The sequence below is a fragment of the Paraburkholderia sp. RHO2 genome (genome assembly GCF_050955445.1).
Lineage (GTDB): Bacteria > Actinomycetota > Actinomycetes > Mycobacteriales > Mycobacteriaceae > Prescottella > Prescottella agglutinans_A.
Genome location: NZ_CP162617.1, coordinates 2463786 through 2486511, shown reverse-complemented (window position 1 = coordinate 2486511; position 22726 = coordinate 2463786). Strand labels below are relative to the sequence as shown.

Genomic DNA, 22726 nt, shown 5'->3' with positions numbered 1-22726 from the left:
CCTCCGCGGTGGTGAGCACACCCTCCCGGTAGTACGGCGGTACCATTCGGACGTGCAGCGCTCGGAATACGTCTCGGAGCTCGAAACGGTCCTCGGTCGCCACACCGATGGTGCGGCGGAGAAGATCTCGGCAATTCTCGACGCCTGTCCCGCGGAGGCGACCGCCCTGGGATTCGACGTGTTCCCCGACCAGGACGGTGAGGGAACCTTCGACATCTGGGCGCGACTCGACGGCCCGGACCACTTCGCGCTGAACAAACCCATCGACGCCCACCGCCATCTGTTCGGGGTCGTGTACACCGAAGACGGAATCGAGCCTGCGGTCCCGCTCTGGCCCAGCTCGGACACGCCCTTCTGTGTCCAGGACGCGATCGTCGACGCGGCCGCGACCTGGCTCACGGAACTGTGGTCGCGGGTCGGCGAGAACCACTCGACTCTGCCCTGGCTCATCGAGGGCGACGACGGCTACGGCACCGTCACGCCGCTGCTGTTCGCCCCAGTGCGCAGGTAGCCGCGCAGCACTATCGCAGCGCCTCGCTCAGTACGGCAAGCAGATCCACGGTCGACGTCATCGGCACCGTGTAGTGAGTCGCGGCGTCGAGGACGACCGTCCGCGCCGCCGGCACCGACTTCCGGACCCGCGCCTGCACCCGTCGGACGTCGTGGACGCGACTGCGGCCCGCAAGCACCACCGTCATCGGACAGTGCACGCCGGACAACTCGCTTCGCCGCGGGCGCCGTGGTACCACCGGCCGCATCGCCGGAAAGTGTTCGACACCGAACGCCACCAGGTCGAGCCAATCCGGGTCGACCGCCTCTCCGGCGGTCTCCCAGTCGATCAGCGCACGCGCCCGGGCTGCGGTGGGGCGGAGCAACAGCGGCATCGCTCGCAGAAGATAGCCGGCGCGGAATCCGGCGAAGCACGAGTTCGGGTCGACCAGCACCAGTCGATCGACCCGGGCCGCGTTTCGGATCGTGAACGCCAGTCCCACCATCGCGCCGTACGAATGCCCGACCACCGCAACCCTGTCCACGCCCAGCCCGTCGAGGACGTCGATCAGCCACTGCATCAGATCGTCGACGTCGCGAATCGGTTCACGAATCACGCTGCGCCCCACGTCACCGAGATGATCGACGGCGAACACGCGGTGCGTGGCAGCCAGCTCCCCCGCGACCGCGAACCACGATGTCGACGTCGCACCGCCGCCACCCGGCAGCAGGACTACCGGCGGCGCCCCCACCGGACCGCACACGTTGACGCGCGTCGTCCCGTGGCGCGTCGTGACGTCGACGCCCTCGACCGGAACGGTCCACTTCGCCAGCACACGGGCGTAGCGGTCGCGGAACTCGCGACCGGACGCCGTCTCGGCGAACTCGGAGACACTGCCATTGTCCACGTGAACCCCCTCGACTTTTATCTCGATCATCGAGATACTAGGTCGCCGAGCTACCAAGATCCAGAGGAGACTGCAGTTGCCGGAACCGACAAGGCGGGACGACGAGGCGCACCCGATCGTGCACCGCCTCCGGGCGCTGACGGTCGAGCTTCATCTACTCGGAGCAGAGTTCGCGTCACGAAACAATCTGCACGCCACCGATCTTCGCGCCCTGATCTGCCTGCTCGACGCCGACCGTTTCGGAGTCCCCGCCACGCCCGGGCTACTGTCCGCCGCGCTGGGGCTCACCTCCGCGTCGACCACGGCCCTGGTGGATCGACTCGAGAGGGCCGGGCACATCCGGCGCCGCCGCGACACCGCCGATCGCCGGCGTGTCCTGCTGGAGGTGACCCAGTCCGCGACGGAACTGGGTTGGGCGTTCTTCGGACCGCTGATCGGGGCCGCGAACTCGACGATCGAGGGCTTCACCCCGGACGAGCGCAACACCATCGAACGGTTCCTCGTCCGGATGACCGAGGCCGCCACGAGCGCGCGGAGGGCACGGTAGCGATTCTCTCCGCGCGATGCGCCGCCGCAATCTCGGGAATTCCCCATGTTCCGTCCCGTCCGGACTCAGCCTCCTCGGTGGCATCACGGTGCACCGGGCCCGATTAATAGCTTTCCAACACCTTCACCAGTGGCTGATACGCAACTTTCCTGGCGAAATCCAGAGCGCTCTGCCCGTTGTTCCGATAGCGCGGGTCCGCGCCGTGCTTCAAATACACCACGACCAGTCGCACATCTTCCGGTTCTCTGACGTGGAATACGGCATGCCACAACGGTTGTGCTCCGTGCTGATCCAAAATAGCCAGATCTGCACCGCGTTGGAGCAGAAGTTCTGCGATTTCGACCTTGGTTTCGACGTTCGTCCACGGAATCGGCTGTCGTTCCGGGAGCAGATGCAGCGCGGTCATCCCCTCGATATTCTGCCGATTCGGGTCAGCGCCGTGTTCCAAGAGTAGTTCGACGGATTCCGTACGTTCCATTTCGACGGCCAACATCAACGGGGTATGTAACATGCCCTGCTCGACAGCATCGACGTTTTCCGTGTGTCCGGCCAGTACCACTCGCAGCTCCGACGAGTCATCCCTCATCGCCAGTTTGTGGAGACGGTACTTGCCATCCTCCGTCACCTTCCCGGCGCGGTTCTTCCAGAACTTCCTCACGATTCCCTCTGTTCGTCGCTCACCCCAGCAGCGGTCCCGGCCCACATTCGCCGAACGGCATCGCGGCGCCGGCACTGCATGCCACGGCCCGCGAAAGCTAACCACTGTTCCGCAGCGCCGTCGCGAGCCCGTTCATGGTGAGCTGGATGCCGCGGCGGACGCCGTCGGAGTCGTCGCCGGCTCGGTAGCGGCGCAGCAACTCCACCTGCAGGTGGTTGAGCGGCTCGAGGTACGGGAAGCGGTTGTGCACCGACCGGTCGAGCGCGGGGTTGTCCCAGAGCAGGTTGTCGTGCCCGGTGATGGCCCGGTACATCGCAATGGTGCGCGCGTGCTCGGCCGCGATCTTGCCGAACACCTCCTCGCGCAACGCGTCGTCGGGGACCAGTTCGGAATACCGTGCCGCCAAGCCCATGTCGGACTTGGACATCACCTGTGCCATGTTCGAGAGCACGGTTCGGAAGAACGGCCACCGCTCGTACAGGCCGGACAGCGTCGCGAGCCGTTCGTCGTCGCCGCCGACCCACTGCTCGAACGCGGTTCCGGTGCCGTACCAGCCGGGCAGCATCACCCGTGACTGGCTCCACGACAGCACCCACGGGATGGCCCGCAGGTCCGCGATCGACTCAGTCGGCTTGCGCGAGGCCGGGCGGCTACCGATGTTGAGGGCCCCGATCTCGGCGACCGGGGTGGACGCCTTGAAGTACTCGACGAATCCGGGTGTGTCGTGCACCAGATCGGCGTACGCGACTCGCGCGAGTTCGGCGAGTTCGTCGAGGATCGCGTATGCGGGGGCGGCATCGTCGCCGAGCCCTTCCACGTCGAGCAGAGTCGATTCGAGCGTCGCGGAGACGAGCGCCTCGAGGTTGCGGCGGGCCAGACGCGGTTCGGCGTACTTGGCGGCGATGATCTCGCCCTGCTCGGTGATCCGCAGCGATCCCTGCACCGCGCCGGGCGGCTGGGCGAGGATGGCGTCGTAGCTGGGCCCGCCGCCACGGCCAACGGTGCCGCCGCGGCCGTGGAAGAGCCGCAGCCGGATTCCGGTTTTGCGGGCGGCGCGCACCAGGTCGAGTTCCGCGCGGTAGAGCGCCCAGTTGGCGGCGAGGTATCCGCCGTCCTTGTTGGAATCGGAGTACCCGAGCATCACCTCCTGGCTGTCGCCGCGGTTCGCGACGAGCGCCCGGTAGATCGGCACCTCCAGGGTGGCGGTGAGGGTGTCCGCACCCCGCCGGAGGTCGTCGATGGTCTCGAAGAGCGGCACGATGCCCACCGGACAGCGGGGGCCGTCCTCCCCGTCCGGGTCGAACAGTCCCACCTCGGCGAGCAGCACGGCGGCCTCGAGCATGTCGCTGACCGAGTCGCACATGCTGATGACGTAGTTCGGCACGGCGTCGGGTCCGATCCGCCGGACCGCGTCCGCGGCCGCGTTCAGGATGCCCAGTTCCTTCGTGGTCAGCTCACTGAACTCGGCGTGTGGTCCCGCGAGGGGTCGCCGGGTCGCGAGCTCGCCGGCGAGCAGCCGGATCCGCTCGTCCTCCGGCAGGGAGCGGTAGTCGGGATGCACGCCCGCCCACGCGAGCAGTTCCGCCACCACCGTCTCGTGGACCTCCGAGTTCTGCCGCATGTCGAGGCCGCACAGGTGGAATCCGAAGACCTCCACCGAGTTCCGCAGCCGCGCGAGTCGGTCGTCGGCGACGGTCTCGTCCCCGTGCGACCGAAGCGACGCGTCGATCCTCGCCAAATCCGCGAGCAGATCGGCCGGGGCGTCGTAACCGGGCAGGTCGCCGTCGACGGCGTGCACCGCCCGATGCCCGAGGATCCGGGAGGCCGTGGCCGTCAATCGGACCCGTAGCCCGCGCACCGCCCGGCGGTAGGGCTCGTCGGCCCGGAACGCCGACTCGTCCCCGGACTCGTCGGCGAGCCGGTCGAGCTCGGGTGTCACCGTGACCAGGCGCGCCGACATCGACAGTTCCCGCTCGAGCACCTCCAGTTCGGCCAGATGGTGTTCGATCGCCGTCTCCGCCGCCCGGTGCGTCGCCCGTCCCACCACGTCGGCGGTGACGAACGGGTTGCCGTCGCGGTCTCCGCCGATCCACGACCCCGGCCGCAGCATCGGCTCGGCGAGGACACCGGTGCCCGGCCAACGCGATTGCAGAGCGTCACGCAGGTCGGCATTGATCTGCGGGACCACCTCGAACAGCGAGGCGTCGTAGTAGCGCAGGCCCACCTCGATCTCGTCCTGGATCCGCAAGCGCGACAGCCGGATCAACGCTGTCTGCCACAGCGTCAGGATCTGGCGCCGCAACTGGGTGTCGACCGCGTCCACCTCGGCCGGGTCTGCGGACACCCACTGCCGCCGCCGCATCAACTCCATGATGCGGTGCTGGGTCTCGAAGACCGTCCGGCGTCGGGTCTCGGTGGGGTGCGCGGTGATGACCGGCGCTACGAGCGCGCCCGAGAGCGCGCGGGCGGCGGACGTCGGCTCCACATCGGCCGCATCGAGTTTCGCGTAGGTGGCCGCCAGGCTGCTGTCCTGCGGCGGCTCCCCCGCCCGGACGTGGATCGCGCGCCGGCGCTCACGGTGGATGTCCTCGGCGACGTTCGCGAGCAGCGCGAAATGGCTGAACGCGCGGATCACCGGGATCGCGTCCGCCGTGTCGATCCGTGCGAACATCTCCGCGAGCTGAGCGCGGTCGATCTCGGATCTGCGGACCCGGAACGACTCGACCCGGGCCCGCTCGACGAGCCCGAAGATGTCGTCGCCGGACTGCTCGCGCACGATCTCGCCGAGGATCCCGCCGAGCAGACGGATGTCCTCTCGCAACGGTTCGGTGGCCGCGCGGGACGCGGGCGAGGACGTGGGCTCGGCGGAGGACGACGCAGGGATGCCGGTCATGCCCCGATTATCGACCGGCCACCCGTCGACCGCAGGGCAACGGAGCGGGCGGTCAGCCCTTCCAGATCACCTTCGACGGCTTCAACCGGACGATCACCCGCGGGGTGTCCGGGGTGTCGTGCTCCCACCGCTCGGCGCCGGTGTACTTGTTCGCCAGCTTGTGGATCAGCGAGCCGCCGGGATCGTCCGTGATGCTGGTGGTGCCGCGGATCTCGACGTAGCTGTAGGGACCGCTCGCCGGGTAGATCAGCACCGTGGCGCGAGGGTCGCGCAGCAGATTGTCGGTCTTGCGGCGGCCACGCACCGTGGAGATCAGCACCTCGTCCCCGTCGCGCTCGAGCCAGACGACGGACAGTTGGGGCTGCCCGTCCGGTTCGACCGTCGCGAGGGTGGCGAACTCGGGCGCGTCGATCAGTGCCGCCGCGGCGTCCGGGATCGCCGTGGAGCTCTGGTATCCGGCCACCGTCAGCCGAACTTGATCTCGAGGCCGATGCCGATGATCGCGATCAACCAGATCGCGGCGGTGAAGACGGTGAGGCGGTCGAGATTCTTCTCGACGACGCTGGAACCGGCCAGGCTGGACTGGACACCGCCACCGAAGAGGCTGGACAGGCCGCCGCCCTTACCGCGGTGCAGCAGCACCAGCAGAATCAGCAGCAGGCTGGTGATCACCAGCAGAATGTCCAGGAACATTTCCATGTCGGTCTTCGCTGCCCTTCACGCACGACGGATTCGGCCACTAGCGGGCCCAGCTTACCTGTTACCTGGGCGATCGGTCGCAAACCAGGCACCGTACTGTGGCGAACCCCGGAACGGTCCGCGCATCGTCACATCGCCCAGACGAATGCCGTGGCGAGCGCACCCATTCCCGCCAGCGCCGCGAGCCCCCAGGCGCGCACGCCTCGACGAAAGCAGCTGGCGACGACCGCCGTCACGACGAGCAGAGCGGACGTCGCGATGACGCGCCCCCACCGGCGCGCCTCGCCGGCACGCGCGATGCTCGTCGACGACGGCGCCTCACCGAAGAAGCTCGCCTCGGAGATCAGCACGACGTAGACGAGCCAGGCGGGCACCACGAGGAACGCGACGAGCCCGACGCACCACGCGAGTGCGGCGAGCAGGCGCAACCGTTCCTGGACCCGAGCATCCTCCACGTCTCCCCCTCATCACCGTCCGTCCCGGCCATCAGACCATGACCGTCGGCACATTTCCTCCCGCGTAGTGAGACAGCTCACTTATCTGGCACAACGTGCCGCACTACCTTCCGAGCAGTCCGACTCCACCCCAGCGAGGAAGGCCTTCCCCATGACGCACCGCCACACGGCCCTGCGCCGTACCGCCCGCACCGCCCTGACACTGGCAGTATCCGGATCGTTCCTGTTCGCGGGTACCGCCGCCGCCACGGCCGCGGGTTCCCTCGACCTCGGCTCCCTCGGCTCGTCCGTCTTCGGTTCGAGCGCTCCGAGCGTCGAGACCCCCCGTCTCGCATCGGTCGACAACTTCCGTGACGTCGCCGGCCCCGGCTACACGACCTGCGTACCGACGAGGAGGTCGCGCAGAAGGCCGACCGGCTCCCGCAGGGGCCCGAGTACGTGCGCATCCCGATCCTGTCCGGCGATCTGGCCGCCGGTGTCGCGAAGCTGAAGACCCCCGACGACGCCCGACGCTTCATGCAGGACATGAACCGCTCGTTCGTCACCGATCCCGCGGCCCGCGCCGGATTCGCGAAACTGCTCACCGATCTCGCGAACACCTCGGGCCCGCAGGTCTACCACTGCACCGCCGGCAAGGACCGCACCGGCTGGACGTCGGCGCTGCTCCTCGGCATCGCCGGGGTGTCGAGCGAGACAGTGATGGACGACTACCTGCTCACGAACGAGTACTCGGCCGCCTCCATCGAGCGGACCTACCACGGCATCGCGGCGACGCAGGGCCAGGCCGTCGCCGACGTCTACCGCCCGCTGCTCGGCGTCGACGCCAGCTACCTGCAGGCCGGACTCGACGAACTGAAGGCCCGGTACGGCACCGTCGAGAACTACCTGCGCACCGGCCTGGGGTTGTCCCCGACGACGATCGGCAAGCTCGCACTGAAACTGCTCGCCTGATCGACTCGGATTGCGCCGGGCGTGTGGCGGTCCACGTCGCACGCCCGGCGCACGACACTGCGAGTGTCCGGCAGCAGAGGGCAGCGGCTCAGTCGCCGTAGTAGCTCGCCACATCCACCTCGGTGAGCAGGATCCGACGGGTGTCACCCGAGCGCGACGAATGGGCACGAGACACGCGTCTCTCTCGGAGAGCGACAGCCAGGGCGGGCTCCTCGTCAATCCTCTGCGCCAGGCAGTACACGACGGAAAGGTGATGCACGCACGGGCGTCGGCGGCTCGTGCATCCGCAGGTCACGACGCACTCGGGGATCTCGACAGCGACCGAAATGCCGTTGTCCTTCAGGTCCGCGACAACGGCGTCCGGGATGTCGCCCGCCAGGATCCGGCGGTCCCGGGCGCCTACGCGGCCGAGGATCGTGCGCACCACCACTGCTTCTCCTCGCCCCCAGAGTGGCACGTCGATGGCGACCGGGAACGTCCTGCCGCGCGCCGTCACCTCGGCTCGAATCGCGCCGCCGCCCACCGAGGTGATCGTCACCGAACCGCGTCGGGCCAGTGTCCGTGCCTGGGGCAAGGCGGGATTCGGTGCCGACGTGGCCGTCGACTCGATTGTTCGCAGCCAGGTCCGCCCCCAAGCGGTGACGCCGAAGTCTGCCCGCATCACAGCGTTCCTCTCGCATCGAGATCGACTATCGCGCGCAGCTCGGCGTCGGAGAGGTCCGCGAGCGCGACCTCCGATCCACCCGCAATCGATTCGGCAACTGCGCGTTTCGACTCGTGCATCGCGGCGATGTGATCCTCGATCGTGCCCCCGGTCACGAGGGTGTGCACGTTGACCGTCCGGTGTTGACCGATCCGATGGACCCGGTCGGTGGCCTGGTCCTCCACCGCCGGATTCCACCACCGGTCGTAGTGCACGACGTGGTTGGCACGGGTGAGGTTCAAACCGAATCCCGCGGCACGCAGGCTCAGGATCAGGACCGGCGACGCATCGGGTGCCGACTGGAATGTCTCGACAAGCTCTGTTCGTCGGGCCACGTTGAGCCCGCCGTGCAGGAACGGGACTGTACCCACGCCCAGTTGTGCGGTCAGGTGCGATGACAGCAACTTGCCCATCGTTCGGTACTGGGTGAAAACCAGCGCGTGGTCCCCGTCCTCGACAATCTCGGCGAGCATTTCGGTTGCGCGGTCGAACTTGCCGGACCTTCCCGACAACCCGTTGTCGTCTCGTTCCAGTTGCGCGGGATGATTGCAGACCTGTTTCAGCGTCGTCAGCAGCGCCAACACGTTGCCACGTCGCGCAATGCCGCTACCGAGTCCGGACGAGAAGGCGGCTTCCACCGCCTCGCGGTAGAGCCGGGTCTGCTCGTCGGTCAGCGTGCACACGATCGTCGAGTACTGCTTCGGGGGAAGGTCCGTCGCAACCGCCGCCTTGGTGCGGCGCAGCACGTACGGGCCGATCACCGCGGAGAGTCGTGCTGCGGCCGAGGTCGACCGCCCAGACTCGATCGGGGTTGCGAACCGCTGCCGGAACCGGGCGCGGGTGCCGAGGACACCGGGATTGGTGACGTGCAGGAGTGACCACAGCTCGTCGAGCCGATTCTCGATTGGGGTCCCGGTCATCGCAACCTTCAGACGCGCCGGCAGTCGGGCGCCAGCCCTGGCCCCCAACGAGTTCGGGTTCTTGATCTGTTGCGCCTCGTCGAAGACCACCGCGTTCCAGTGCGCTGCAGCGAGTGTGCCTACGTCGGAACGCAGCACGTTGTAGCTGGTGAGGATCACACGGCCTACACCGAGACCCGTCGGCAATGAGCGGTTGACGCCGTGATGGACTGTCACCCGGAGGTCGGGGGCGAAACGGGCGAGTTCGCGGCGCCAGTTTTCGATGACAGAGGTCGGGCACACCACCAGGTGCGGCCCCTCGGCCGCACGGACGGCGAGCAGCGAGATCGCCTGAAGCGTCTTCCCGAGTCCCATCTCGTCAGCGAGCACACCGCCGCCCTCGCTCGACAACCCGGTGAGCCAGGCCAGCCCGAGAAGTTGATATGGGCGCAGTGTTGCCCGGACGCCGACGATTCGTAGCTCCTCCGTGAGCGTGACCATCGCGATGAACCTGCGGAGCACCGATTCCGCAGTCTCGATCGACGTCTCGTCCGCGTCCAGCGCGGCGTGCGCGGCGGTGGGCATCGTCGCGGCGACTCCGGCGAACCCGGAATCGCTCTCCGCCAGCTGCGCCGCTCGCCACCAGGACCACACAGACGCCCCGATGTTCCGATTGTCCAGAGTTGGGCGCAGATCCCGCAGCGCCGGGAGTGCCGCGGCGAGTTCGACCGTCCGAGTCCGAACGGTTCGCGGCGCGATTCCGCCCTCGCCCACCGGCACCGCGAGCCGGATGTCCGAGGGACTGCCCACCGGCACACCGTGGGCAGCGAGGGCCGCCTCGACGTCGTGCACGCCCCACCATGCGAGGGATGCCTGCGCGGGCAGGAAGGTGGCCTGCAGGCGTCCGGGATCCGGATGCGACTCGTCCATGGCCGCCGAGGTTAGCGGCGCACATAAGCAGTGCGCCAATGAGATTGGTATCAGAACGCGCAGATCAGGTGTGGTTTTTCCGACATTGACTGCAGCCGGGGATGATGGCCCTGACGACGGGGCCGCTCCCGGCGCGTCCGACTGAGGGATGGGGCAATCGAAAAACGCGGGGCGCGTGACCTTTCCGGTCACGCGCCCCGCGCTCGTTCGGTTGCTACCCGATCACGGGAGCGGTCCGCCGGCGGCAATCGCCGACAGGGTCGCGAACTCGTCCGCCTTGAGCGACGCACCGCCGACCAGTCCACCGTCGACGTCGGGCTGAGCCACCAGCTCGCCGACGTTCTTGGCGTTGACCGATCCGCCGTAGAGCACGCGCACGTCCTGCGCGATCTCCGGCGAGGCGAGCTCGGCGAGCGTGTCGCGCACCGCCTTGCAGACTTCCTGCGCGTCGGCGGCGGAGGCCACCTTGCCGGTGCCGATGGCCCACACGGGCTCGTACGCGACGACGATCTTGGAGATCTCGTCGGCCGACAGACCCGCGAGCGAACCCTTCAGCTGCGCAACGTTGTACGCCACGTGCTCGCCGGCCTCGCGGATGTTGAGGCCCTCGCCGATGCAGACGATCGGGGTGATCCCGTTCGCCAGCGCCGCCTTGGTCTTCGCGAGCACCGTCTCGTCGGACTCGCCGTGCAGCGTGCGCCGCTCGGAGTGACCGACGACGACGAACGTGCAGCCCAGCTTGGCCAGCATCGAACCGCTGATCTCGCCGGTGTACGCACCCGACTCGTGGGCCGACACGTCCTGCGCACCGTAGGTGAGCAGGAGCTTGTCACCCTCGACCAGCGTCTGCACGCTGCGGATGTCGGTGAACGGCGGGATCACCGTCACGTCGACCTTCTCGAAGTACTTCGCGGGCAACGAGAACGCGATCTTCTGCACCAGGGCGATGGCCTCGAGGTGGTTGAGGTTCATTTTCCAGTTGCCGGCGATCAAAGGCTTGCGTGCCATGTCTCAGTCCTCCAGCGCCGCGATGCCGGGAAGCGTCTTGCCCTCGAGGTACTCGAGGGAGGCGCCGCCACCGGTCGAGATGTGCGAGAAGCCGTCCTCCGGCAGACCGAGCTGACGCACGGCCGCCGCGGAATCGCCGCCGCCGACGACGCTGAACGCGCCCTTGCCGGTGGCCTCGATGATCGCCTCGGCCACACCCTTGGTGCCGGCCGAGAACTTCTCGAACTCGAACACGCCCATCGGACCGTTCCAGAACACCGTCTTGGCACCCGAGAGGATCGCCGCAAAGCGGTCCACCGACTGCGGTCCGATGTCCAGGCCCATCCAGCCGTCCGGAATCTCCAACACGGAGACCGTCTGCGACTCGGCGTCCGCCGAGAACGAATCGGCGATCACCACGTCCTGCGGGATGTGGATGACGTCCGCGTACCGCTCGAGCAGGCCCTTGCAGGTCTCGATCATCTCTTCCTGGCACAGCGAGTTGCCGACCGAGATGCCCTGTGCCGCAAGGAAGGTGTAGTACATGCCGCCACCGATGACGAGGGTGTCGACCTTGGGGGCCAACGCCTCGATCACGGCGAGCTTGTCCGACACCTTCGAGCCACCGAGCACGACCGCGTACGGGCGCTCGGAGTCCTGCGTCAGCTTCTGCAGGACCTCGACCTCGGCCGCGACCAGGTTGCCCGCGTAGTGCGGGAGCAGCTTGGCGATGTCGTAGACCGACGCCTGCTTGCGGTGCACGACACCGAAGCCGTCGGAGACGAACGCGCCCTCCCCATCGACCAGGTCGACGAGCGCCTTCGCGAGCGCCGCGCGCTCGGCGTCGTCCTTGCTGGTCTCACGCGGATCGAAACGGATGTTCTCCAGCAGGAGGACATCGCCGTCCGTGAGGCCCTCGGACCGCGCGAGCGCGTCCTGGCCGACGACGTCACCGGCGAGCTGGACGTTGCGGCCCAGCACCTCGCCGAGCTTCGCGGCGACCGGGGCCAGCGACAGCGCCGCGTCGAACTCGCCCTTGGGGCGGCCGAGGTGCGCCATCACGATGACCTTGGCACCCGCCTCCGCCAGCGCCGAGATGGTCGGCGCGGACGCGACGATGCGGCCCGGGTCGGTGATGGTTCCGTTGTCCAGCGGGACATTGAGGTCGGAGCGCACCAGCACGGTACGACCCTCGACTCCCTCGTCCAGCAGGTCCTTCAGCGTCTTGACAGCCACGGCGTCAGAGGGACTTCGCGACGAGGCCGATGAGGTCCGCGAGGCGGTTCGAGTAGCCCCACTCGTTGTCGTACCACGAGACAACCTTGACCTGGTCGTCGATGACCTTGGTCAGGCCGGCGTCGAAGATCGAGGAGTGCGGGTCGGTGACGATGTCCGACGACACGATCGGAGCCTCGGTGTACTTCAGGATGCCCTTCAGCGGGCCCTCGGCGGCAGCCTTCATCGCGGCGTTGATCTCGGCGATCGTGGCCGGCTTCGCCAGGTTGACGGTGAGGTCGGTGACCGAGCCCGTCGGGATCGGCACACGCAGCGCGTAGCCGTCCAGCTTGCCCAGCAGCTGCGGGAGGACCAGGCCGATCGCCTTGGCGGCACCCGTGCCGGTCGGAACGACGTTCAGCGCAGCGGCGCGGGCGCGACGCAGATCGCTGTGCGGGCCGTCCTGCAGGTTCTGGTCCTGCGTGTACGCGTGGACCGTCGTCATCAGACCCTTGACGATGCCGAACTCGTCGTCGAGGACCTTGGCGATCGGGCCGAGGCAGTTGGTGGTGCACGACGCGTTGGAGATGATGTCCTGGCTGCCGTCGTACTTGTCGTCGTTGACGCCCATCACGATGGTGATGTCCTCGCCCTTGGCGGGCGCGGAGATGATGACCTTCTTGGCACCGGCCTCGAGGTGGCCCTTGGCCTTCTCGGCGTCCGTGAAGATGCCCGTCGACTCGACGACGACGTCGACGCCCAGCTCGCCCCAGGGCAGCTCGTTCAGCGGGCCGCGGTGCGCCAGTGCCTTGATCTTGGTGTCACCGACGACGATGGTGTCGTCGCCCTCGAGCGAGACCTCGTGCGGCAGACGACCCAGGATCGAGTCGTACTTGAGCAGGTGAGCCAGCGTCGCGTTGTCCGTGAGGTCGTTGACCGCCACGATCTCGATGTCGGTGGTGCCGAGCGCCTTCTGCGCATCGACCGCCCTGAAGAAGTTACGTCCGATACGACCGAAGCCGTTGATGCCTACCCGGACCGTCACAGTTAGCTCCTTTGCCCATCTACTCTGGTGTGCCAGTTTTCGCCCGCGCGATCCCCGCGAGCACCTTGATACCCACGAGGATCGAACCGAAACGCGGGATTCATCGGTCGATGTGAGTTCCACCCTAGTGCGCGCACCGGTACCTGCGCGCATCTGCCCCGGTCACCGGAACTCGGGCATATCCGACGGGTCGGTTTCCGGCCGGTCGCGCCCGCGTCAGGCCTCTTCGAGCAACTCGGGGGTCACCGCCGACTCGGTATCGGGGATACCCAACTCCTTGGCCCGACGATCGGCCATCGACAGCAGTCGGCGGATGCGTCCGGCCACCGCGTCCTTGGTCATCGGCGGGTCAGCGAGCTGCCCGAGTTCCTCGAGCGACGCTTGCCGGTGCTTGACGCGCAGGGTGCCGGCCGCGGCGAGATGGTCGGGGACCTCCTCGCCGAGGATCTCGAGCGCCCGCTCCACGCGCGCCGCGGCGGCGACGGCCGCCCGAGCCGAGCGCCGCAGATTGGCGTCGTCGAAATTGGCCAGACGGTTCGCGGTGGCCCGCACCTCGCGCCGCATGCGGCGTTCCTCCCACGTCAGGCGCGTGTCCTGCGCCCCCATCCGGGTGAGCAGGGCGCCGATCGCCTCACCGTCGCGGACGACGACACGGTCGGTCCCGCGGACCTCGCGGGCCTTCGCGGTGATACCCAGCCGACGCGCGGCACCGACGAGCGCGAGCGCCGCCTCCGGGCCCGGGCAGCTGACCTCGAGCGCCGACGAGCGGCCCGGCTCGGTCAACGACCCGTGCGCCAGGAATGCGCCCCGCCACGCCGCCTCTGCGTCACCGACGCTGCCACCGACGACCTGCGCGGGAAGGCCGCGCACCGGCCGACCGCGCATGTCGAGCAGCCCGGTCCTGCGCGCGAGCGCCTCACCGTCCTTGGCGACCCGCACGACGTACCGCGACCCCTTGCGCAGGCCACCCGCGCTGAGCACGTGCACGTCGGAGTGGTAGCCGTACAGGTCGAGGATCTCGCCGCGCAACCGGCGCGCGATCGATCCCATGTCCACCTCGGCCTCCACGACGACGCGGCCGCCGACGATGTGCAGTCCGCCCGCGAACCGCAGCAGCGACGACACCTCCGCCTTGCGGCAGCTGACCTGCGTGACCGTGAGCCTGCTGAGCTCGTCCTTGACCTCGGCTGTCATCGCCACGTGGCGCTCTCCCTTCCCCCGACTGTCCGTTCGGCGGCCTGTTCGTTCACGTCGTGCGTGTCCCCCGGACCGGCACCGAAGGGCGCCGGCGCGGAGAGCCGGTCCAGCACAACGGCGAGCTTGCCCGCGTGATGCCTGTGGGTCCCGTCCTCCGCGACGTCCGCGTACACGACCTTCGCACCCAGCTGCTCGGCGGCCCGGCACAGGTGCTCGCGTTCGCGGCCCGCCGGAACCGACGCCGAGTCGACGACGACGTGGTCCACGCGCAGGTCCGGTGCGTGCTGGCAGAGTACGTGGAGATGGCGCTCCGCGGAGAATCCGGCGGTCTCCCCCGGTTCCGGCGCGAGGTTGAGGATCAGCACCTTGCGTGCCGACGCCCGCCTCACCGTATCGAGAAGTTCCGGAACGAGGACATGCGGAATGACGCTCGAGAACCACGATCCCGGCCCGAGTACGACGAGGTCGGCCACGTCGACCGCCGCGAGTGCCTCCGGGCACGCGGGCGGGTTGGCCGGCCGCAGCCGCACCCTGCGGACCTTCCCCGGCGTCGTGGCGACCGCAACCTGGCCGCGGATGCAGCGGCTGACGCGGGGATCGGTCTCGAGCCCGACGACGTCCGCCTCGATCTCGAGCGCGACCCGGGACATGGGCAGCACACGCCCCTCGACCTCGAGCAGCCGGGCGACGGTGTCGAGGGCCGCGACCGTGTCGCCCAGCACCTCGGTGAGTCCGGCGAGGATCAGGTTGCCGACGGAGTGGCCGGCCAGCGCACCCGTGCCGCCGAAGCGGTGCTGGACGGTATCGGTCCACGCCTGCACGTGCGGCTCTCTCGCCGCGAGCGCGGCCAGCGCCATGCGCAGGTCACCCGGCGGGATCACACCGAGTTCGCTGCGCAGCCGACCCGAGGACCCACCGTCGTCCGCGACCGTCACCACCGCGGTGACGTCCGAACTCAGTCTCCGCGCCGCGCTGAGCGTCGCGTACAGGCCGTGACCTCCGCCGAACGCGACGATGCGAGGCGCGCGGCTGTCCCCACGCTGTCGATCGTCGCTCATTCGCGCCCCACGTCGCGGTGGACGACACGGACGGCGAGACCGTCCTCCTTCCGGAGAAGTGCCGCGAGCGCCTCCGACATGGCCACGCTGCGATGCTTGCCGCCGGTGCACCCGACCGCGATCGTCATGTAGCGCTTTCCCTCCCGGCGGTATCCCGCCGTCGTCAATTCCAGCAGGCGCAGGTACGTGTCGAGGTATTCCTCGGCCCCGTCTCGAGACAGGACGTAGTCCCGCACCGCATCCTCCAGTCCGGTGTGTTCGCGCAGTTCCGGAATCCAGTGCGGATTCGGCAGGAACCGGACGTCGCACACCAGGTCCGCGTCCATCGGCAGGCCGTGCTTGAACCCGAAGGACTGCACCGTGACCTGGATCTCGCCGCTGCCCTCACCGCCGAACGCCGTCTCGATCTTCTCGCGCAGCTCGCGGACCGCGAGCGACGACGTGTCGACGACCAGGTCGGCCGCCGCCTTGACGTGGGCCAACTGCGCGCGCTCGGCGGCGATCCCCTCCGACAGCGTGCCTTCCTTGCTGTCGCTCTGCAGCGGATGACTGCGCCGCACGTGCTCGAAGCGGCGGATCAGCACCGAGTCATTGGCCTCCAGGTACAGCACCCGCATCTGGACGGGCATCTGCTCGAGCGCGGCGATCACGCGGCCGAGGTCACCCGAGAACGGCCGGCTGCGGACGTCGATCACGACGGCCAGGCGGCGAATCGGCGGATCGGACTCGACACCGAGGTCGACCATCCGCGTGATCAGCTCCGGCGGCAGATTGTCGACGACGTACCAGCCGAGGTCCTCGAGGACCTTGGCCGCCGTGCTGAGCCCGGCCCCGGACAACCCCGTGACGAGCGCGACCTCCATGCCGCCCTCCCCCCGTTTCTGCTGGTCGTTCACTGGAGACTCTGTCCTGTTCGTTCCGATACGCCGATGTCCGACACATCATCCCCCACGGTCGGCGCTCCCGCAGCGACATCCGACCCTGCGTCCTGCTCCGTGGCGGCGCCACCGAGCGCGTCGAGCACGGCACGCGCCGTCGCGATACCGATACCGGGGACCTCCGTGATCTCCTCGATCGTCGCGCTACGCAACCGCGCCACCGAACCGAAGTGCTTGACCAGCGCCGTGCGCCGCGTCTCGCCGAGGCCGCGCACCGAATCCAGCGCGGACGCCGTCATCCGCCGCGACCGCTTGCTGCGGTGGAACGTGATCGCGAACCGGTGCGCCTCGTCCCGGACGCGCTGGAGCAGGTACAGCGACTCGCTCGTGCGCGGCAGGATCACCGGGTCCTCCTCCCCGGGCACCCACACCTCCTCGAGCCGTTTCGCGAGGCCGACGACGGCGACGTCGGTGATACCGAGTTCGTCGAGCACCTCCGCGGCCGCCGCGACCTGCGGGGCACCGCCGTCCACGACGAACAGGTTCGGCGGGTACGCGAACTTGCGCGGACGACCGGTCTGCGGGTCCAGCGCGGCCTCCGGAGCGAGATCGCCGCCGTCTCCGGCGACCGCCGTGTCCCGGTTGTGCCGCAGAAACCGCCGGCGGGTGACTTCGGCGATGCTGGCGACGTCGTCGGAGCGGCCGTCGCCGGCCGCCTCCTTGATCGCGTAGTGCCGGTAGTCGGACTTGCGCGGGAGCCCGTCCTCGAACACGACGAGCGACGCCACGACGTCGGTGCCCTGCACGTGGCTGATGTCGACGCATTCGATCCGCAGCGGCGCGGAGTCGAGGTCGAGCGCCTCCTGGATGCCCTGCAGCGCCGCCGACCGCGAGGTGAAGTCACCGGCCCGCTTCAGCTTGTGCTGCGCCAGCGCCTCTTTCGCGTTCCGCTCGACGGTCTCGGCGAGCGCCTTCTTGTCTCCGCGCTGCGGGACGCGCAGCTTGACGGCCGACCCGCGCAGCGTACTCAGCCACTGCTGGACCTCGTCGGTGTTGCGCGGCAGCACCGGCACCAGGACCTCCCGGGGGACGACGTTGGCCGGCTGGTCGGCCGGACTCCCGCCCGCGTCGAGGGCGGCCTGCTCGCCGTAGAACTGGGTGAGGAACTGCTCGACAAGGATCGCGGCCTCGGAGTCGGCCCCAGCGGAACCGGCATCGGCGCCGTCGCGGGCGACGGCGTCGCGCTCGATGACGTCGCCGGCCTTCTCGACCACCCATCCGCGCTGGCCGCGCACCCGGCCGCCCCGGACATGGAACACCTGTACCGCGACCTCGAGATCGTCGGACGCGAACGCCACGAGGTCCGCGTCGGTGCCGTCACCGAGGACGACGGCCTGCTTCTCGAGCGCCTTCTTCAGCGCGCCGACGTCGTCCCGCAGCCGCGCCGCGGTCTCGAAGTCGAGGTCCTCGGCCGCCTCCTGCATCCGGGTCTCGAGCTGCCGAACGAGCCGGTCGGTGCGGCCGGACAGGAAGTCACAGAAGTCCTCGACGATCTGTCGATGCTCGGCCGCACTCACGCGGCCGACGCACGGGGCCGAGCACTTGTCGATGTAGCCGAGTAGGCACGGCCGCCCGATCTGGTTGTGCCGCTTGAAGACTCCCGCCGAGCATGTCCGTGCCGGGAACACCCGTAGCAGCAGGTCGAGCGTCTCGCGGATGGCCCACGCGTGCGAGTACGGACCGAAGTAGCGCACGCCCTTGCGGCGCGGACCGCGGTAGACGAACAGCCGCGGGAACTCCTCGTTCAGCGTGACCGCGAGCACCGGGTACGTCTTGTCGTCCCGGTACCGGACGTTGAACCGCGGATCGAACTCCTTGATCCAGTTGTACTCGAGCTGGAGCGCCTCGACCTCGGTGCTGACGACCGTCCACTCGACACTGCCGGCGGTGGTGACCATCTGCCGGGTCCGCGGATGCAGCGACGAGACGTCGGCGAAGTACGAATTGAGCCGCGAACGCAGGCTCTTCGCCTTGCCGACGTAGATGACGCGGCCGTGCGGATCACGGAATTTGTACACGCCCGGCTCCACCGGGATGGTTCCGGGCGCGGGACGATACGTCGAAGGATCAGGCACGATTCAAGGCTAGTCGGCGGTACCGACGGTATCCGCTCGCAGTCACTCCGTGCGCGAGCTCGTGTACTTCGCCTCGAGCTCCCGGAACCGGTGGACGGCGTCGACGGCGTGGTCGCCGTCGTTCGCCTGAATCGCCATCACCGGCACGTATTCGTCGTCGGGCAGTTCGATCCGCGCCCACGCCGCACCCTCCGGGAAGGACAGTCCCTGCTCGAGGTCCCACTCGACCACACGCTCACCGAGCACGTTGCGGACGGCGATGCCGCGAGGACCTACCCGCAGACGCGGCCGCGTGAGCAGCAGGACGCCGCACGCAAGGAGGACGCCGATGCCCGCCATCGCGAACTGGTCCACCAGCCGGAAGTAGACGCCGGTCGCCGACGACCGCAGCAGGATCGCGAGTGTGACGTGCACCAGCACCAGCACCCCGGCCGCGATCCACGCGTAGCGCGCCGACTTCTTCGAGCGGACCTCGAAGTCCCACTCGCCCTGCGCAGAGCTCATCGCGACGTCGACCCCGTCCGGCTGCGCCGCAGCTGCGCCAGCGTGACGGCCGTGTCGATCGCCGCGGCGCACGCCTCGCCACCCTTGTCCTCGAGCGAGCCGGGCAGACCGGAACGGTCCAGCGCCTGCTGCTCGTTGTCCGTGGTGAGCACACCGTTGCCGACCGGGGTGCCCTCGTCGAGCGACACACGGGTGAGGCCCGCGGTGACCGCGTCGCACACGTACTCGAAGTGCGGCGTGCCGCCGCGGATCACGACACCGAGCGCCACGACGGCGTCGTGCGACTTGGCAAGCTCCTGCGCGACGACGGGGAGCTCGATCGCGCCCGCGACCCGTACCAGCGTCGGCTCTTCGATCTGCGCCTGCTTCGCCACCCGCTTGGCACCCGCGATCAGCGCCTCGCTGATCTCGGGATGCCACTGACCGGCGACGATCGCGAGCTTGAGGTCCTTCGCCATCCCGAGCTGCAGGTCGGGGCGTCCCACCCCGCTCACAGCGCGTCACCGGCCTCGAACTCGTCGAGCCCGATGAGGTCGTGGCCCATGCGGTCGCGCTTGGTACGCAGGTACGTCAGGTTCTCCGCGTTCGCGCGCAGCGGCATCGGGACCCGGTCGATGATCTGCAGCCCGTAGCCGTCGAGACCGACCCGCTTGGCCGGGTTGTTGGTCAACAGGCGCATCGACTTGATGCCGAGGTCGACCAGGATCTGCGCGCCGATGCCGTAGTCCCGCGCGTCGGCCGGCAGGCCGAGCTGGAGGTTGGCGTCGACCGTATCGGAGCCGGCGTCCTGCAGCTGGTAGGCCTGCAGCTTGTGCATCAGGCCGATGCCCCGGCCCTCGTGGCCGCGCATGTACAGGACCACACCACGGCCCTCCTGCGCGATCATGTCGAGCGCGGCGTCGAGCTGCGGGCCGCAGTCGCAGCGCAGCGAGCCGAAGACGTCGCCGGTGAGGCACTCGGAGTGGACGCGAACCAGCACATCGGTGCCGTCGTCGGCCGAGATGTCACCGCGGACGAGGGCGACGTGCTCGACCTCGTCGTAGATGCTCTTGTACCCGACGGCGGTGAAGTCGCCGTGGCGGGTGGGGATGCGGGCCTCGGCGACGCGCACGACGTGCTTCTCGTGCTTGCGGCGCCACGCAATCAGGTCCGCGATCGAGATGAGCGCCAGGTCGTGGTCGTCGGCGAAGACCCGCAGCTCCTCGGTCTGGGCCATGTGGCCCTCGTCCTTCTGGCTGACGATCTCGCAGATCACGCCGGCCGGACGCAGGTCCGCCATGCGGGCGAGGTCGACCGCGGCCTCGGTGTGACCCGGACGACGCAGGACGCCGCCTTCCTTGGCCCGCAGCGGAACAACGTGACCGGGACGGGTGAAGTCCTGGGCGCCGCTGTTCGGGTCGGCCAGCAACCGCATCGTCGCGGCCCGGTCGGAGGCCGAGATGCCGGTGCCGATGCCGTCGCGCGCGTCGACCGTGACGGTGTACGCGGTGCCGTGCTTGTCCTGGTTGGTCGCATACATCGGCGGGAGACCGAGTCGGTCACAGTCCTCGCCGTCGAGCGGAACACACAGGTAGCCGGACGTGTAGCGCACCATGAACGCCACGAGTTCCGGGGTGGCCTTCTCGGCCGCGAAGATGAGGTCGCCCTCGTTCTCGCGGTCCTCGTCGTCGACCACCACAACCGCCTTACCTGCGGCGATGTCGGCGACTGCGCGCTCGATGCTGTCGAACCTGGTCACGTGCTTGGGCTCCAAAATCTTGAACTGGTGTGCTCGAGTATGTCCCGGTGCATCGCTTCAGATGCACCTCAACAGTACGACCCTTCGATACGAGGTCGTTATTCCGGCTGTCGGGCGGCGGCGGTGTGCAGGCGCTCGACGTACTTGGCGATGACGTCGACCTCGAGGTTGACCGGGGTTCCCGGTTCCGCCGAGCCGAGGGTGGTCAGCGCCAGCGTCGTCGGGATCAGCGAGATCTCGAAGTACTCGGCGCCCGGTTCGCCACCGAGCGCCGACACGGTCAGGGACACCCCGTCGACCGTGATCGATCCCTTCTCCACGACGTAACGCGAGATGCTCGACGGCAGCGAGATGCGCACCACCGTCCAGTTCTCGGACGGGCTGCGTGAAATGACCGTCCCGACCGTGTCGATGTGGCCCTGGACGATGTGGCCGCCCAGCCGGCTGTTGACGGCGGCGGCGCGCTCGAGGTTGACGCGGCTGCCGACCGCGAGAGCGCCGAGGCTCGACCGCACGAGGGTCTCCCGCATCACGTCGGCCGTGAACGCCTCGCCGTCGAGGACGTCGACGACGGTGAGGCAGACGCCGTTGACCGCGATCGAATCGCCGTGGCCGGCGTCGGCGGTGACCACAGGGCCACGGACCGTGAACCGGGCCGCGTCCGCCAGGTCTTCCTTGGCGACGATCTCGCCGAGTTCTTCGACGATTCCGGTGAACATGTCTTCGCTCACTCCTTCGGATCCCGCAGGATCGGTTCGGCGGTGATCCCGAAAGGGATCACGTCACGGACGATCCCACGCCGCGGTGCGGCCCGATTGTTCCGGGATCAGGTTCAACAACAGGTCGTCGCCGATCGCCTCGACGCTCTCTCGCCGAAACCGTAACGCCTCGGCGATGGTCCGGACCCCTGCGCCTTCCACTGCGTGGGACCCCGCACCCAACACGACCGGCGCGATGTATGCCTGGACGCGGTCGATCCGGCCGGCCGCGAGGAACGCCCCCGCGAGCCGCGGCCCGCCCTCGACCAGGACGTCGTCCTGATCGGCGAGGGCAGCGAGGACGTCGGCGACGGCGTGGGTGCGCATTACCAGCGTGGGCGCCGCGTCGTCGAGCACCCGCGCGGTGGACGGGATCGCACGTTTCCCCACGACGACGCGCAGGGGCTGATGCGGGGCGAGGGAACCGTCGGGCAGCCGGGCCGTCAGCCACGGATCGTCTGCCAGCACGGTCCCGGTACCGACGACGATCGCGTCGAGCCGCGCCCGGTCGGCGTGCACCCGGGCCCGCGCTTCGGGGCCGGTGATCCACTGGCTGGTGCCGTCCTCGGCGGCGCTGCGGCCGTCGAGGGTCGCGGCGAACTTCCACGTCACGTGCGGCCGGCCGGTTCGCTGCCGGTGGAGCCACGCGCGCAGCGGTCCCCGTTCGACGTCGTCGACGAGCGTGCCCCCGAACACCACGACGCCGGCCTTCCGGAGCGTGTCGGCGCCGCCCGAGGCCGCCGGGTTGGGATCGCTCACCGCGTAGTGCACTGCCGCGATCCCGGCATCGACGAGCGCCTGCGAACACGGCCCGGTGCGGCCGTAGTGGTTGCACGGTTCCAGGGTGACGACGGCGGTGCCGCCCCGGGCACGTTCCCCGGCCTCGGTCAGCGCGACGACCTCGGCGTGCGGTCCCCCGGGCGGCTGCGTGGCACCGATCCCGACGATCTCGCCGGTTGCATCGAGAATCACCGCCCCGACCGGCGGATTCGGGCTCGTGGTGCCCCGGACGCCGTGGGAGGCGTCGATCGCGAGCCGCATCGCGGCCTCGTGGGCACGCCCGAACGTCGTCATGACCG

General features: G+C 69.0%; 23 protein-coding genes. 3 read left to right on the top strand and 20 right to left on the bottom strand.

The genetic code is table 11. From position 1 onward, the window contains the following. The first annotated feature begins 52 nt into the window (after positions 1-52). Positions 53-511 carry a DUF6389 family protein gene (locus ABTV10_RS11500; protein ID WP_499034820.1) on the top strand — a complete coding sequence of 153 codons (459 nt, stop codon included), beginning with the start codon at positions 53-55 and terminating at the stop codon, positions 509-511. A 10-nt stretch (positions 512-521) separates the two neighbouring features. Here the strand turns inward: ABTV10_RS11500 and ABTV10_RS11495 are convergent, their stop codons facing one another. Then, a complete protein-coding gene (locus ABTV10_RS11495; RefSeq protein ID WP_499034819.1) occupies positions 522-1397 on the bottom strand; it encodes an alpha/beta fold hydrolase in 876 nt (291 codons plus the stop codon). A 76-nt stretch (positions 1398-1473) separates the two neighbouring features. Here ABTV10_RS11495 and ABTV10_RS11490 point away from each other — a divergent pair, with 76 nt between their 5' ends. After that, positions 1474-1944 (top strand): MarR family winged helix-turn-helix transcriptional regulator, encoded by a 471-nt coding sequence (locus ABTV10_RS11490; protein WP_499034817.1) that lies wholly within the window; start codon positions 1474-1476, stop codon positions 1942-1944. Positions 1945-2047: 103 nt separating this feature from the next. Here the strand turns inward: ABTV10_RS11490 and ABTV10_RS11485 are convergent, their stop codons facing one another. The 5 genes from ABTV10_RS11485 to ABTV10_RS11465 all read right to left on the bottom strand — a co-directional run bounded on the left by ABTV10_RS11485 (position 2048) and on the right by ABTV10_RS11465 (position 6649). Beyond that, the gene (locus ABTV10_RS11485; RefSeq protein WP_499034815.1) at positions 2048-2602 is read right to left on the bottom strand and encodes an ankyrin repeat domain-containing protein; all 555 of its coding nucleotides are present in this window, start codon (positions 2600-2602) and stop codon (positions 2048-2050) included. Positions 2603-2699: 97 nt separating this feature from the next. Then, the gene (ppc, locus tag ABTV10_RS11480; RefSeq protein ID WP_499034814.1) at positions 2700-5495 is read right to left on the bottom strand and encodes a phosphoenolpyruvate carboxylase; all 2796 of its coding nucleotides are present in this window, start codon (positions 5493-5495) and stop codon (positions 2700-2702) included. Positions 5496-5547: 52 nt separating this feature from the next. Continuing rightward, positions 5548-5958, bottom strand: coding sequence for a PPOX class F420-dependent oxidoreductase (locus ABTV10_RS11475; protein ID WP_433612768.1), 411 nt, complete (start codon positions 5956-5958; stop codon positions 5548-5550). A 2-nt stretch (positions 5959-5960) separates the two neighbouring features. Continuing rightward, the gene (secG, locus tag ABTV10_RS11470; RefSeq protein WP_433612766.1) at positions 5961-6194 is read right to left on the bottom strand and encodes a preprotein translocase subunit SecG; all 234 of its coding nucleotides are present in this window, start codon (positions 6192-6194) and stop codon (positions 5961-5963) included. 128 nt (positions 6195-6322) lie between these two features. Continuing rightward, positions 6323-6649 (bottom strand): hypothetical protein, encoded by a 327-nt coding sequence (locus ABTV10_RS11465; protein ID WP_499034813.1) that lies wholly within the window; start codon positions 6647-6649, stop codon positions 6323-6325. A gap of 378 nt (positions 6650-7027) precedes the next feature. On the opposite strand from ABTV10_RS11465, the gene ABTV10_RS11460 reads away from it, so the two are divergent. Next, positions 7028-7600, top strand: a complete 573-nt coding sequence (locus tag ABTV10_RS11460) for a tyrosine-protein phosphatase (RefSeq protein ID WP_499035161.1) — start codon at positions 7028-7030, stop codon at positions 7598-7600. An 88-nt stretch (positions 7601-7688) separates the two neighbouring features. On the opposite strand, the gene ABTV10_RS11455 is transcribed toward ABTV10_RS11460, so the two are convergent. From ABTV10_RS11455 to ribD, 14 genes are all read right to left on the bottom strand, one after another. Further along, positions 7689-8261 carry a hypothetical protein gene (locus ABTV10_RS11455; protein WP_499034810.1) on the bottom strand — a complete coding sequence of 191 codons (573 nt, stop codon included), beginning with the start codon at positions 8259-8261 and terminating at the stop codon, positions 7689-7691. Then, positions 8261-10324 (bottom strand): DEAD/DEAH box helicase, encoded by a 2064-nt coding sequence (locus tag ABTV10_RS11450; protein ID WP_499034808.1) that lies wholly within the window; start codon positions 10322-10324, stop codon positions 8261-8263. Before ABTV10_RS11450 ends, ABTV10_RS11455 begins: the two co-directional genes overlap by 1 nt. 30 nt (positions 10325-10354) lie before the next feature. Continuing rightward, complete coding sequence (tpiA, locus tag ABTV10_RS11445) at positions 10355-11140, bottom strand: triose-phosphate isomerase (protein ID WP_280760659.1); 786 nt, start codon at positions 11138-11140, stop codon at positions 10355-10357. 3 nt (positions 11141-11143) lie between these two features. After that, a complete protein-coding gene (locus ABTV10_RS11440; protein ID WP_499034806.1) occupies positions 11144-12355 on the bottom strand; it encodes a phosphoglycerate kinase in 1212 nt (403 codons plus the stop codon). Positions 12356-12359: 4 nt separating this feature from the next. After that, positions 12360-13379 (bottom strand): type I glyceraldehyde-3-phosphate dehydrogenase, encoded by a 1020-nt coding sequence (gene gap, locus ABTV10_RS11435; protein ID WP_420166012.1) that lies wholly within the window; start codon positions 13377-13379, stop codon positions 12360-12362. A 216-nt stretch (positions 13380-13595) separates the two neighbouring features. After that, positions 13596-14573, bottom strand: a complete 978-nt coding sequence (gene whiA, locus ABTV10_RS11430; RefSeq protein WP_499035159.1) for a DNA-binding protein WhiA — start codon at positions 14571-14573, stop codon at positions 13596-13598. Next, a complete protein-coding gene (locus ABTV10_RS11425; RefSeq protein ID WP_499034804.1) occupies positions 14570-15634 on the bottom strand; it encodes a gluconeogenesis factor YvcK family protein in 1065 nt (354 codons plus the stop codon). The genes whiA and ABTV10_RS11425 overlap by 4 nt, the downstream gene beginning before the upstream one ends. Further along, the gene (gene rapZ, locus ABTV10_RS11420; protein ID WP_499034803.1) at positions 15631-16530 is read right to left on the bottom strand and encodes an RNase adapter RapZ; all 900 of its coding nucleotides are present in this window, start codon (positions 16528-16530) and stop codon (positions 15631-15633) included. The genes ABTV10_RS11425 and rapZ overlap by 4 nt, the downstream gene beginning before the upstream one ends. Continuing rightward, a complete protein-coding gene (gene uvrC, locus ABTV10_RS11415; RefSeq protein ID WP_499034802.1) occupies positions 16527-18647 on the bottom strand; it encodes an excinuclease ABC subunit UvrC in 2121 nt (706 codons plus the stop codon). Before uvrC ends, rapZ begins: the two co-directional genes overlap by 4 nt. A gap of 42 nt (positions 18648-18689) precedes the next feature. Then, positions 18690-19151, bottom strand: a complete 462-nt coding sequence (locus ABTV10_RS11410) for a PH domain-containing protein (protein ID WP_499034800.1) — start codon at positions 19149-19151, stop codon at positions 18690-18692. After that, positions 19148-19645 carry a 6,7-dimethyl-8-ribityllumazine synthase gene (ribH, locus tag ABTV10_RS11405; RefSeq protein WP_433612747.1) on the bottom strand — a complete coding sequence of 166 codons (498 nt, stop codon included), beginning with the start codon at positions 19643-19645 and terminating at the stop codon, positions 19148-19150. Before ribH ends, ABTV10_RS11410 begins: the two co-directional genes overlap by 4 nt. Continuing rightward, a complete protein-coding gene (locus tag ABTV10_RS11400) occupies positions 19642-20889 on the bottom strand; it encodes a bifunctional 3,4-dihydroxy-2-butanone-4-phosphate synthase/GTP cyclohydrolase II (RefSeq protein ID WP_499034799.1) in 1248 nt (415 codons plus the stop codon). Before ABTV10_RS11400 ends, ribH begins: the two co-directional genes overlap by 4 nt. Positions 20890-20987: 98 nt before the next feature. Next, positions 20988-21608, bottom strand: a complete 621-nt coding sequence (locus ABTV10_RS11395) for a riboflavin synthase (RefSeq protein ID WP_499034798.1) — start codon at positions 21606-21608, stop codon at positions 20988-20990. A 63-nt stretch (positions 21609-21671) separates the two neighbouring features. Continuing rightward, positions 21672-22721 (bottom strand): bifunctional diaminohydroxyphosphoribosylaminopyrimidine deaminase/5-amino-6-(5-phosphoribosylamino)uracil reductase RibD, encoded by a 1050-nt coding sequence (gene ribD / locus ABTV10_RS11390; protein ID WP_499034797.1) that lies wholly within the window; start codon positions 22719-22721, stop codon positions 21672-21674. Positions 22722-22726 lie beyond the last annotated feature (5 nt).